The 12,708-nt window shown below is 47.7% G+C and carries 12 protein-coding genes; 2 read left to right on the plus strand and 10 right to left on the minus strand.

Features of this window, described 5'->3' with window-relative positions; translation table 11 throughout:
* Positions 1–46: 46 nt before the first annotated feature.
* The 4 genes from QMD03_06015 to QMD03_06030 all read right to left on the minus strand — a co-directional run bounded on the left by QMD03_06015 (position 47) and on the right by QMD03_06030 (position 3,721).
* Entirely contained in the window at positions 47–1,246 is a 1,200-nt protein-coding gene (locus tag QMD03_06015) for an acetyl-CoA acetyltransferase (GenBank protein ID MDI6776783.1), read from the minus strand.
* Between the two features lie 61 nt (positions 1,247–1,307).
* Positions 1,308–2,756, minus strand: coding sequence for an OB-fold domain-containing protein (locus tag QMD03_06020; GenBank protein ID MDI6776784.1), 1,449 nt, complete (start codon positions 2,754–2,756; stop codon positions 1,308–1,310).
* 76 nt (positions 2,757–2,832) lie between these two features.
* Entirely contained in the window at positions 2,833–3,264 is a 432-nt protein-coding gene (locus QMD03_06025; protein ID MDI6776785.1) for a MaoC/PaaZ C-terminal domain-containing protein, read from the minus strand.
* 10 nt (positions 3,265–3,274) lie between these two features.
* Positions 3,275–3,721: a MaoC family dehydratase N-terminal domain-containing protein gene (locus tag QMD03_06030; GenBank protein MDI6776786.1), complete on the minus strand. Its 447-nt coding sequence runs from the start codon at positions 3,719–3,721 to the stop codon at positions 3,275–3,277.
* 481 nt (positions 3,722–4,202) lie between these two features.
* On the opposite strand from QMD03_06030, the gene QMD03_06035 reads away from it, so the two are divergent.
* Together QMD03_06035 and QMD03_06040 are read left to right on the plus strand one after the other, a co-directional pair.
* Entirely contained in the window at positions 4,203–4,973 is a 771-nt protein-coding gene (locus tag QMD03_06035; protein ID MDI6776787.1) for an NRDE family protein, read from the plus strand.
* A 42-nt stretch (positions 4,974–5,015) separates the two neighbouring features.
* Positions 5,016–5,762 (plus strand): histone deacetylase family protein, encoded by a 747-nt coding sequence (locus QMD03_06040; protein ID MDI6776788.1) that lies wholly within the window; start codon positions 5,016–5,018, stop codon positions 5,760–5,762.
* A 56-nt stretch (positions 5,763–5,818) separates the two neighbouring features.
* Here the strand turns inward: QMD03_06040 and QMD03_06045 are convergent, their stop codons facing one another.
* The 6 genes from QMD03_06045 to yidC form a co-directional block, all read right to left on the minus strand.
* Positions 5,819–7,030 carry a CsgG/HfaB family protein gene (locus QMD03_06045; protein MDI6776789.1) on the minus strand — a complete coding sequence of 404 codons (1,212 nt, stop codon included), beginning with the start codon at positions 7,028–7,030 and terminating at the stop codon, positions 5,819–5,821.
* A 13-nt stretch (positions 7,031–7,043) separates the two neighbouring features.
* Complete coding sequence (locus QMD03_06050; GenBank protein MDI6776790.1) at positions 7,044–8,174, minus strand: hypothetical protein; 1,131 nt, start codon at positions 8,172–8,174, stop codon at positions 7,044–7,046.
* A 201-nt stretch (positions 8,175–8,375) separates the two neighbouring features.
* A complete protein-coding gene (locus tag QMD03_06055; protein MDI6776791.1) occupies positions 8,376–8,702 on the minus strand; it encodes a hypothetical protein in 327 nt (108 codons plus the stop codon).
* Positions 8,703–8,783: 81 nt separating this feature from the next.
* Positions 8,784–10,163 carry a tRNA uridine-5-carboxymethylaminomethyl(34) synthesis GTPase MnmE gene (gene mnmE, locus QMD03_06060; GenBank protein ID MDI6776792.1) on the minus strand — a complete coding sequence of 460 codons (1,380 nt, stop codon included), beginning with the start codon at positions 10,161–10,163 and terminating at the stop codon, positions 8,784–8,786.
* A gap of 1 nt (position 10,164) precedes the next feature.
* Positions 10,165–10,893, minus strand: coding sequence for an RNA-binding cell elongation regulator Jag/EloR (jag, locus tag QMD03_06065; GenBank protein ID MDI6776793.1), 729 nt, complete (start codon positions 10,891–10,893; stop codon positions 10,165–10,167).
* A 20-nt stretch (positions 10,894–10,913) separates the two neighbouring features.
* Entirely contained in the window at positions 10,914–12,527 is a 1,614-nt protein-coding gene (gene yidC / locus QMD03_06070) for a membrane protein insertase YidC (protein MDI6776794.1), read from the minus strand.
* Positions 12,528–12,708 lie beyond the last annotated feature (181 nt).

A 12,708-nucleotide genomic window follows, 5' to 3' on the forward strand; every position in this document is an offset into this window, starting at 1 on the left:
CTGAAAATTTACTTTTCAGAGATCTCTAACCCGTTTCACGCTTTTTTTATTTAAGGCCGGCAATGCAGACGCTGATCAGGTTCATCGCGGGGAACCCGCCCATATTATGGGTAAGCCCGATCCTGGGATACTTGATCTGTCTTTCTCCCGCCTTTCCCTGAAGCTGCTTATACATCTCATACATCATCCTCAAACCGGAGGCCCCGATGGGATGGCCGAAACACTTCAAGCCTCCATCAGGCTGACAGGGGATCTTCCCGTCCAGATCGTAGAACCCATCCCTCACATCATTTCCCGCTTTACCCCGCGGGGATATCTGCAGGTCTTCGTAGGTCACAAGCTCAGTGATGGAAAAGCAATCATGGACTTCCATCATGCTGATCTCTTCCCGGGGATTATTTATCCCCGCCTCCTTATACGCCCTGGCAGCCGCATGGACCGCTGTTTTGACATAGGTGCCGTCCCAATCGGTGTACATCAATTCCTCTCCGGAACTTATCGCGATCTGGAGGGCCTTGATATAGACCGGGTCGGGCCTGAAATTCTTGGCCAAATCGGCGCGGCAAACGATCGCCGCCGCCGCCCCATCACTTACCCCGCAGCAGTCAAACAAACCGAGGGGCCAAGCGATCATTGGGGCCTTCAATACCTGTTCTTCTGTGACCTCCCTTCTCAGGTGGGCCTTCGGATTCTTTGCTCCGTTTTTATGACTTTTTATAGATATCTTTGCCAGTATCTTTTTGCCTTCCTGAGGATCTATACCGTACTTGGCAAAGTATCTCGTCGCCATCATGGCAAATCCACCCGGTGCCGTCAACCCCGGCATAATGAGCCTGTTTTTTACCCCCATCATTGTAGCCATATCTGGGAGACCACCATAACCAGTATCCTTCAGTTTTTCACAACCCAATGCCAGGCATATATCGTACGCCCCTGAAGCGACCGCATAGGCAGCCCCACGGAGCGCTTCCGAACCGGTGGCACAGAAATTTTCCACCCTCGTTACCGGAAGGAAAGGTAACTTCAAGGCCAGACTCAGAGGTGCTGCAGATAGTCCCACATTTACACTATCGAAGCAAGACCCAAACCAGGCGGCCTGAATTTCCTTCCTGTCAATTCCTGCATCTTCGATGGTTTCTTTAAACGCTTCCACCATCAGGTCTTCTGATCCGGCATCCCAGCGTTCACCGAACCTGGTACACCCCATACCAATGATGGCAACCTTATCTTTTATACCTTCCGCCATTTTTTCCTCCTTTTCAATAGTTATCGGTAGAGTTATCGGTCACGAAATTTCCCCTCACGTTCTATTCTAGAACAGGTATCGCTTTCCAAAAGTAACCATGGACACCCTTCTCTTCATCAACGTATTTCTTACGGAAACTCATTTCGACAGGCATATCAACCTTGACAGCTTCCTGATCGGCATCGGTGATATCGAACCAGTACCTTCCCCCTCCCTTAAAGTCTACAAAGCCGTAAATTGCCGGTGGGTTTAGACTAAAGGCCAACAAGTCAGCCGTATAGGTGAACAGGGTTCCCCTTTTATCCGAGAAAGGATAGTCTTCCATCTGATCCATTGTCTTGCAATCGGGGTTAACGCATATTTTCTGAGATGGAAATTGCGGAGTGCCACAAGCCTTACACCTTGAACCGCAGAGAGCCAATATCTGTCTACGGGACCTCCATAACTCTGAAATGGCCGTTGCACCCATTATTTCTCCCCGGATCCCCTTGTCTACCGGGAGGACATTGCGGAAACTGATAAATTTTTCGTAGTTCTTCAACTCTCGTCTCATGGCAAGATGTTTCTTAATCCCCCGCCTTTTACCCTTTACCTTCTCAATCTCATCGGTTACTTTAAACAACAGGGCATCACTGCCGTTGCCAAAGCTTGCAACGACAATGTTATCGCCCGGTTTGGCATCCTCAAGGGCGGCGACTAACATCATCAGCGGACTGGCCGTGCCGGTATAGCCCACGTTACTTACCATGTGATCCTGTATCTGCTCGGGATTCAATCCTAATTTCTTCCCGATGCTTTTATGGTCCCCTTCATAAAGACAGGGATAGGCTACCTTGGCTATATCTTTTACATCTAATTTGCATTTCTTGGCCAGACCGGAAATAGCTTCCATAATAAACTTTGCGTAACCGACATCTCTTATGAACCTATCCTCCCACTGGCGATCAAATGTTTGCCCATCCGCTCTCCAGTGGTCCACAAAATCGTAGGAAACCGAGCAGGAATCAACAAAGCTGGCAATAACGTTACCCTCGCCGACAGTTAAGGCTGCCGCGCCATCTCCGAAGATTTCCTCCTGGGCGCTTCCTGGTTTGCCTATGCGGCAATCAGCAGTGCATACCATGGCGTTCTTAGCGGAACCTGCCTTCAGGGCATCGAGCGCTGAGAGCAGGGATGTAGTTCCGGATTTAATAGAGCCGGTAAAGTCTGCGGTCCGTATATCGGCGCGGAGATTAAAAGCGGTGGCGATTATCTCGGCAGACTGTCTCTCTTTATATGGGGAAGTGGTGGTGGCGAAATAGAGGGCATCTATTTTCCCACGATCCATACCTTGCAGGCAATTTATACCTGCAGCCACAGCCATGGTTATACTATCCTCATCAAAATTGGCTACTGCTTTTTCTCCCGGCATGAAAGTCCCAGGATTTAACCAACCCATGGCCTTGTAAACGATTCCTCTGTCTATCCGATACCTGGGAATATAGGCACCGTACGAGGTTATACCTACCATATCAAAATCCTCCTTTTTTGTAGTCTGTTTGGTTGTCCTTAAAGCTTGTACCATATGGCTCGGTACTTTGTGAATATTACTTCTTCTCCGGGAGATGCGCCTCAAAAGAACCGGCGATTAACAGTTCCTCTTTCTGATCCCTCGCAAAGACTTCACCGCGAATGATGTTGTTGCCGCTCTCCTGTTTCTTGTCCGTCACTTTACCCGTAACGGTAACCACCTCATTGAGCCTCGTCATGCCGACAAAACGCACGCTAAATTTGCGGAGGTATTTCTTGGGTATCCAGCCTGCAAGAGCCTGGCCTACAAACCCCATCACCAGCATCCCATGGGCAATCTGACCGCCGATCCCTACCGCCTTGCCCACCTCCGGGTCAACGTGAAGGGGGTTGAAATCACCGGAAGCGCCGGCATATCTCACCAGTTGCATATGTTTCACCGGCCCCTTGACTAAAACGGGCATTTGATCCTTTACGTTGATATCCTGAAAATAAAGTTCTTTTGCCATTATCGTCCCCTCACTTTCTCTCCACAATAAGTGCGTTGGCCTTCAAGACCGGTTCATTTCTCTGATTCGTATACATGGTTTCCAGTTTAACAAGGTCCATGCTTCCGGATTTGCCGGCTTTCTCATCAATGGAAACCACCCTTATCTTCCCCGTCAGGACATCCCCGGGATATATCTCCTGAAGATACTCATATCCTTCCTCTCCATGAAGGACCATGGCAAAGTTGATTTTTAAATCAGAGATGATACTGAGCAGCGTATTCGACCAGTTCATGGGTACAGTAGCAAAAGTGGGGAAAGCGGGGATGTCCTTATACCCCTCTTTTATTGCCGCCTCCTTGTCCAGAAAGATCGGATTATCATCTCCTATTGCCTGAACCAATTCCCGCATTTTGCCCCTCTCCACCTCATAGGTAAAGGGGGGAAACTCATGATTAATTTTAGATCTGTCTGCCATTTAACCTCTCCTTTCCGATTGATTTAATCCCTGGAGGAAACCAGTGGGGAACAACGAATGGGAACTTTCCACTCTTCAAGACTGGGACTCCATGTAGCTCAGAAGACGAGACCTTTGAAAATTGACTTCACAAGGGCTCAAAATCTTTTTTCGACCATGCATCTATAGTAATAATCACAAAAATTGGGAACAGGCAAGTGATTTTCGGGTTATCGCCAGCATTTTCTTTTTCTTATCTCTTATTGAGACCTTCGAAAGTTATCTTCTAATATCTTTCTTTCTGGCATTAAGTCAATTACTTTTTTGATTCTTCATACTTTTCCGTGGATACCCTACAACTGGAGAAATAACTAAGCACTTGCCAATCGGGTAGATGTGTATTAAAAAGCAGAAAAAAAGGGGGGAAGAGGTAGGCGTCAGACAAGTGTTTTTTACTGAAAGCTGACGGCTGATAGCTGAACGCTTACGAAAGGAGAAACGAATGTGCCTGCTCCTTTTTTCATTCAGGATGCATCCCCGGTATCCCCTTGTCCTTGCAGCCAACAGGGATGAGGATTATGACAGAACTTCAGCACCGGCAGCTTTCTGGAGTGATGCGCCAAACCTGCTTGCCGGCAGGGATTTGAGGGAAGGAGGGACGTGGTTTGGTATCACGAAAAAGGGACGAATAGCCGCACTGACCAACTATCGTGATCCGGCTTCAGTGAAAGATGATGTCCCTTCCCGTGGATGGCTGGTCAGCGATTTTCTCCGTGGTCGTGAAGAACCACTGACGTATCTGCAGAATTTAGCTTTCCGTGCAGATCAGTACAACAGTTTCAGCCTGATCTCAGGAGATCTTTCCCACCTCTATTACTTTTCGAATAGAGATGGCATGTTCGAATTGTCGCCAGGTCTGTACGGTCTCTCTAACCACCTCCTCGATACGCCCTGGCCGAAAGTTGAACAGGGCAAGGAAGCCCTGCGATCACTCCTTTTCAGGGAACAGGGACCTTCGCCGGAAGAGATCTTCAATATCCTTACTGATCGCTCGATGCCTGATGATGAGAGCCTTCCTGATACAGGGGTTGGACTGGAATGGGAACGTATACTTTCTCCCATATTCATATCCAGTCCCACATATGGGACCCGCTCCTCCCTGGTTCTGATGATTGACAGGAAGGGTCATGTTACGTTCATCGAGAGGATTTTCAATGCTCATCCCGATCCCTTTATGACGGCAAGGTTTGAATTCAGAATCGTCTCCCCTTAATACAAACGAAACGAATCTTTAGAATTTCAAGGAGGTATAACCATGAAAGTGGTCTATCACGAAGACTTTAATCAGGTATACTCTTCCGATCCTGCGGCTGCACATGGCCGGATAGAGGCCGTTGTGAAGGTTATCCGTGACCGGGTAACTTTTGTGGAGGCAACTCCTGCCGGGGAGGAAGATATCGCTTCTGTGCACACCAAATCCCACATGGGCAGGGTCGTCAGAGAGGGCGTCTACGATATCGCAGCCATGGCGGCAGGAGGAGCGATTCAGGCTGTTAGGATCGGTTTGCAAGAACCCTGTTTTGCCCTGATCAGGCCGCCGGGGCATCATGCCTCCGCCGACAGTTCATGGGGGTTCTGTTATTTTAATAACATGGCCATCGCCCTCGAAAAGCTAAAGCGGGAAGGCAAGATCAAAAGGGCCTTTGTCCTCGATTTCGATCTTCACTTCGGGGACGGAACGGTAAATATCCTGGGAGGGAAGGGATACGTGACGATTTATAATCCCTCTACAGCTGACCGGGATGCGTATCTGAAAGACGTGAGGGAGCGCCTTTTTTCTGAAGAGGCTGATATCATCGGTGTCTCTGCCGGTTTCGATAATCATATCGAGGATTGGGGAGGTCTGCTCACCACGGAGGATTACCGGGAGATGGGACGTCTTGTCAGGCAGGCCAGTGAAAAAAATAGGGGCGGTTGCTTTGCTATCCTCGAAGGGGGGTATAACCACCAGGTCCTGGGACAGAACGTACTTGCCTTCCTTGAGGGGATGGAAGGGGTCTGAGGACACACGGCAGGGACGGTTATTCATCCCTGCCGTACCTCTTGTCCTACCGTTGGTCAATATCCCATCTTCTTGAGAAGACTCTGTCCCTCTATCGCTTTTCTCTCCACAAGTTGCCCAACCTTTACCCGCTGAATGCAGTCAGGCTTTCCCTCGATCATGACCCACGCCTTGTCAGCCTGAAGTTGTTCTGTCACCTTAAGTGTTACCGGTAGTTTTACTATATCGCATGATATTTTCCTCTCATCAAAGGGGTCAGCTATTTCCTGGAAAGTATAGACAAATAGTTCCGATCCCATTTTCAGTCCCTGCTTTTCACCGATATTGATCAAGGCGCTACGCTGTTTCCCGTCTGCAGAGGATCTTGTCTGAACAATATAACCTTTTACCGTGAACCACCTGGAAAGCTGCGGTCTTATATCTTCCAGTCCTTTTGCCGCCGCCTTCTTCACACCACCGATGATGGCGTCATAATTGGGATAGGGGATCTTGCCGATGATATGTTTTCCGCCGACAACCTTGGAAAAGAGGACTTCTCCCGTTTCTACGTCAATGATTCTCACTGCCACGTCGGTATTCATATGCCAGCCTTCCTGTGTTTCCATGCCTGCTGCCATGGCTGACCCAATCAGCTTAGCGGCAAAACTTTCTCCTTTCTCCAGACCCTTCCGGGCAGATTCATAGGTTTTGTAAGAGAGGTTTACATTGTTGATGGAACCGGTGACGATATACTTTATACCTGCCAGCTTTCCCAGCCTGGCCAGTGTCGCCTCATCTACGAGCCCTGAACGCTGGAACTTGTGCTCCGTCATGATTTTTTCCATGTCTTTTCTCGTATAGACCGTTGCACCCCCCATATTGACAAGCTCATCCATGACTCCATCTTCAACGCTTTCACTCAACTTGGCATTGATTTGACGCTGTGTTGTCTGGGCCTCTTGCTGAAATTTTGTTTTTTCCTTTTCACCCCAGACAATACCTGCTGCTCCGGGGATGACACCAACAGCGGCGCCCCCCACTGTGGTTCTTTCACCGGCGCCTTGAATGTTTGTCTGCACAACACTGGCGTAATCAAAGGTGGAGTTGTTGGTAAAATTGACAACGGCGACCTTTATCTTGGCAGATTCGTAGGCAGACTTGCATACAGGGGGTATTGATTCTTTTGGACCTGTATCTACCATAAATGCCGTTGGGTCGTGCTTGATCGGGATTGCACAAGCGGTCATAAAGAACAATGCCATAACAGATAATGCTAATTTTTTATCCATCTTTCCTTCCTCCTTATCGCTGGTATCGTAATGTTATTGAATAGGGTGTAAAGTTAACAATATTAAAACGACCCTTCTGCCTGATGCTGTTGGCAAGATAAAGCGTATTTTCCGGATAGCTGACGATAAACTCTCCCATCCCCTTTTCCTCCACCTCCGTTACCCAGATGATGTTCTGAAGAATTCCTTTGATGTCCATATTTGTATCCAGATCGGTGACGTCAGCCACTTTGATCCTTACCTTCTTGACATTACCCTCGATATATTGGGCAACCCTGTCGAGAATGACAGGAGTCAGCTTCTCTGCTAAATCCTTCAGCCCCTCGGCGGTCGCATCTTCAATGTTGTTTGCCAGGCCTTTACCCTGCTCTGTCCCCGCGGTGAGGATTTCCATATTGCCCGTTTTATTATTTTTGGCAACAATTCGGTAGGTCAGTCGGACTGTTACATTGTTGAAGGGCATGACGATACCGTATCCGACATCTTCCCCTTTCTTCGTTGAGACGGTGTAGTTTATCTTGCCGATGATGATCACATTGGAGAGAAATTTATACATCATACTTCTGACGGCAAGTGTACTTCCAGTTTTTACTGCCCTTTCAATCTCTGCGGCATCAATGGCCTGGGTGGGGGCCACATCCACTACCGTGTAATCTTGCTCGGTCAGTTTGCCGATCAGGGTCTCTGAGAGGATATTGGTTTCCTCGTATTCATCCTCACCTTTCGCTACGCGGGGTTTCCGGGCGGGGATGAAAACGGCTATTGAATTGTTGAGGGCCAGAGTGGACACAGCTTCCTTTGCCTTTGACGATTCAACACAGGCTTTGATTTTTACCAGATATGTATCCGTTTTGTCTTCCTGATTTAATATCTGAAACCTCTTTACCGCCCCGCCGACCTGAGTCTTGATGACATCTTCCACAAGGGTAAAGTTCTGAACAAAACTCTCCGCCTTGACCTGTGTACCTACCACCTGCTCGATGGCGGACCATTTGGCCCTCGCAATGGCTTCCATCTTCGCAGAGGGGATATCGTTGTTGACAATGACAGCTTCCCCCTCAGTATTCACGCATTTTTCTTCACATATACCATCCGGTATATACACAACAATTATCAAGAGAAAAAAAAGAATTGTCTTCCACATCGTACCCTTACCTCCGGCTTTAGTTATTTGTAAGCGTTCAGCTATCAGCCCTCAGTTTTCAGCTAAAACAGGAAGATACAAGGGGTAGGGGCGTGTTGCAATACGCCCCTTACCCCTAAGACAAGCTTTCTCATACGTAAGATTTTTTTGACTTGTCTTACTGATCGCTGATTGCTGACGGCTGAGTGCTTACCGTATGGGTTATAGAAAAATGACCTGCGCATGGGGAAAATCATCCTCTAAAAGGTTCCTGATTTCTCTCTGGTCCGTTTCGTTACAGATGGGCTCGACCTCGCTGACAGGAAGGCCGTCTGCGCTCTCTTTTTCTTTCCAGGAAACAATGTAGCCCGGAACATGAAGGAATCGGCATCCCCCCCTTCCACAACAGGCATTGTCTACAATCGCCATACCCACCGCATAGAGAAATTCTTTTCCTCCGTGGCCCATCCGTCCCTCCTCGAGAATGGTGTAATACCCCGCAATGAACTGGACCTCTGCCCCAAATTTTTGATGGATGTACTGACCCATCTTTCAATCCTTTATACTGTCTTATGTCGTAAGTCGTAAGTCATAAGTCAAAAGACGTATGACTGACGACTGATGTTGGTGTTACTTGCCGATACAGAAGGTCGAAAATATCCTGTCCAATACCTCCTCGTTGATCATCTTTCCGACGATTTCACCCAGACTATCGAGTGCTTCCCGGATGTCTAAAGCGGGAAATTCTGGAGAAAGACCATCCACGATACCATCCTTAGCCTGTGATAAAAGAATGGCTGCTTTTTCCACCGCCATCTTATGGCGGATATTGGTAATCATCGTTGTTGACTGACGATCGTCAGTTTGTTTCATGCAGAGGGTGTAAATGCATTCTTTCAAGGCGGGGATGCCATCACCGTATTTTGCCGAGATCCATAAAGGGTGCAGATCAGGGATGAGACGATGAACTTCCTGTATGTTGATCAAATGGGGTAGATCTGTCTTGTTGATAACCAGTACCGTCTTCCTTAACCTGTTTTCTTCAATAATCTCTATGTCTTCTTCTGTTAACTCTTCACTACCGTCAAGGACGATGATCACCAGATCTGCCGAGGAGAGTTTTTCCCGGACGAGGGCGATACCTTCCCGTTCAATGATATTTTCCGGATGTCTGATCCCGGCTGTATCGGTAAGCCTTACCGGTATCCCTTCGATGTTAATAAATTCCTCGATAAAATCCCTCGTTGTTCCCGGGATGGGGGTCACGATGGCCCGTTTCTCTCCGAGGAGACGATTGAGAAGACTTGATTTTCCTGCATTTGGTTTTCCCGTGATCACAGCGTTGATCCCGTACCTGTAAATCTTTCCCTGCTCGTATGTCGCCAGAACTGCGTGCAGGTCATCTACAATAGCTTGAATTCTTCCAACAGGTTCATGGTTTTGCTCGCTATCCGCATCTTCTTCAGAAAAATCAATGGAGGTCTCAAGAATGGCAAGAACGTCAATGATTGATGTTCGCAAGGACTCGATTTTTTTCGCTAATTCCCCCTTGAGATGTGATACGGCTACTTCGAGACCCCTGTCCGTCTTTGCCGTGATCATATCAGCAACTGCTTCCGCCTGTGACAGATCTAAGCGGTTGTTTAAAAAGGCCCGTCTCGTGAATTCCCCGGGTTCTGCCAGGCGGGCCCCTGCCCTGATGACTTCACTCAATACGACCTGCAGGATCAACGGCCCACCGTGACAGCTTATCTCCAGCGTATCCTCGCCGGTATAGGAATGGGGTTTTCTCATGAGGGCGATCAGAACCTCGTCGAGGGTAGCGCCCGTTTCAGGTGAGATGATGTCTCCGTGATAGAGGTGGTGTGTCATAAGATTGTCCGCCTGCCTCCGGGGTTTGAAAAGTAGTCGGGCGATCTCTTCTGATCTTGGACCACTGACCCGTATAATGCCGAGTCCCCCCACACCCACAGGGGTAGCAATGGCCGCTATGGTGCCTCGGAGTGTCACCCTACTCCTTTTTGGCTGGCATGATAATTATCTTTCTGTATTCACCTTCGCCCCGACTTTTAGTTGTCAGTAATTCGTCGTTTTGCAGGGTCAGATGGATGATACGGCGGTCACGGGCATTCATATGGCCCACCGTCACCGCTTTTTTTGTTTTTTTAACCTTCTCCCCGAATCTCTCAGCCATAGCGATAAGTGCATCTTCCCTTCTCTTTCTGTACTCTTCTGTATCAACGATAATCTTTTTCAAGACATTTGCCGTCTTATTCACTGCCCTGTTCACGATATACTGGATGGCATCCAGATTCTGCCCCCTTTTTCCAATGAGCAGTCCACCTCCGTCACCTTTGATATTAAGGACAACCGTCTCTGACGTTTCCTCAACGTTTACGGGACAGGAAAGGTTCATCCTAAAAAGGATGCCCTCCAGGAACCTTTTGGCCCTGATGCCAACTGATTCACACGGTTCTTCGGTTTTAATAGATTCTCCAGAGCCTGAACCGAAGCCTTTCTGGATCATCTTCTGTGGTTGTTCAAGGGATGCATTGAGTGTTGCATCAAGGGACATTATACTTGCCCTGACCTTTGCTCTTTTAGAGCCCAAGCCGAGAAAACCGCTGGTACCTTCAGAAATAATTTCAATATTGAGCTTTTCCCTCGGTACGTCAAATTCATAACATGCCTTTTCTATGGCTTTGTCAATGGTTTTTCCTTCGATTTCTAAAGTTTCCATAGTCTTTTTACCTCACCTTATTATAACCGTTTATTGATGTAGTACTGCTGGCCAATGCTGATAATATTGTTAAATAGCCAGTATATAACCAATCCTGAGGGGAAATTTAAAAAAAGAAATGTAAAGATCACAGGCATCCATAACATGATTTTTGCCTGCATCGGGTCACCCGCCGGCGGGGTCATTTTTTGCTGGAGGAACATTGTCGCCCCCATAATAATGGGTGTAATGTAGTAAGGGTCCTTTGCCGACAGATCCTTTATCCACCAGATAAACGGGGAATGACGCAGTTCAATCGCATAGAGGAGGGCCTTATAGAGACCAAAAAAAACAGGAATTTGAATTACCATGGGGAGACAACCACCCAGGGGGTTTACCTTGTGGGCCTTGTACATTACCATTGTTTCCTGGCTGAGCCTTGCCTTATCATTCTTGTACTTTTCCCGTAGCTCGATAATCTTTGGCTGAAGTTTCTGCATTTCCTTCATGGACTTGTAACTTTTATTTCCCAGGGGCCAGAAGATGATCTTGATCAGGACGGTCAGGATGATAATGGCGATACCGTAATTGTGAACATACCCATCATGTAAAAATTTAAGGGTCACAAGCAGGGGCATGGCCAGCCACTTTAACCAGGAACCGAAATCAATGGCGTTTTCAAGGCCTGTTCCCTGTGCCTTGAGAATACTATAGTCCTTGGGACCCAGGTACAACGAATAGTTGAATGAGTCAACCTGGCCAGTAGGGATGAGATTTTTAGGGCCTTTCAGGCTGATGGAAACCATGTTCCGGACGTCTTTAGAAAGGGAAAGGCTGGTGATGGAGGGGTTCTGGGGAATCATGGCGGCGAGGAAGTACTTGCTTTCAAACCCGCCCCAGGATACATCGGGGCCGAGTAGTTTGGCTGCATCAAGTTTCTCAACATCCTGGCGTTCAACACCTTTTGCCACAAAAGAGATAGGGCCTTTGTGGCTGTAACTGTCTGTCTCTGCTTGCGGATCGACAAATTGATACCAGCTCAGGCAGGCATTCTGGTTTAAAGGGTCTGTTGATAAGTTGTAAACCCTTACCTCAAGATCAACGGTGTATCTTCCCGGGTAAAAGGTAAAGATCTTTTCCACCTTTATCTCATAGGGGTATGACTGGGAAAAAATCAGGGAACGGGTATCCGTTGTTTTTGTCATCTTTATTGAATCTACATTTGCCTCGTATATTCCCTCGGAAGGTATGTCAATGCTTGAATCTGGAAAGGAGATGGTAAGTGGGTGGGGCATTGCGTCCCGTACCTCTACCAGTTCAATGAGTTCAGAATTCTTGTTGATGGTCTTACGGTAGCATTTCAGTTTAAAGGACTTGAGCCCCCCCCCCTTGGTGGTAAAGGTGGCCGTGTATAGGGGTGTATCCACAGGGATATCTTTTTCCCCCAAAGCACCTTGAGGGGAGAAAATAGTTTTAGTTTGAATCTTCCTTTCCCGTTCAACAGCGACTCTGTTGCTGTTGAGCTTTTCAACCGCTACTTCTTCTTGCACAGATTCCGGTTGTTTTGGGACAGAGGGGTGTTTCACAAAAAATGTCTGGTAAATGAAAAGCACAACCAGTGAGAGAACGATGGCAAGAATGCCTCTCTTGTCCATTAAGTACCTCCATTTTTTCAACTATTGATGGTTTCGTAAAAGTGAAGTTTCTCGCCTTCAGGACAGGGTCCGCAGAACATACCCCCCGTCACAGTTTCCTCTCCCTGAAAGGAGAAGTAATAGGGATAAAGATGAACTTTTACGAATGTTGAGCTGAGCCGCAGGCTCAGCTCAACATTGG

This window comes from Syntrophales bacterium, assembly GCA_030018935.1.
Taxonomy (GTDB): Bacteria; Desulfobacterota; Syntrophia; order Syntrophales; family CG2-30-49-12; genus CG2-30-49-12.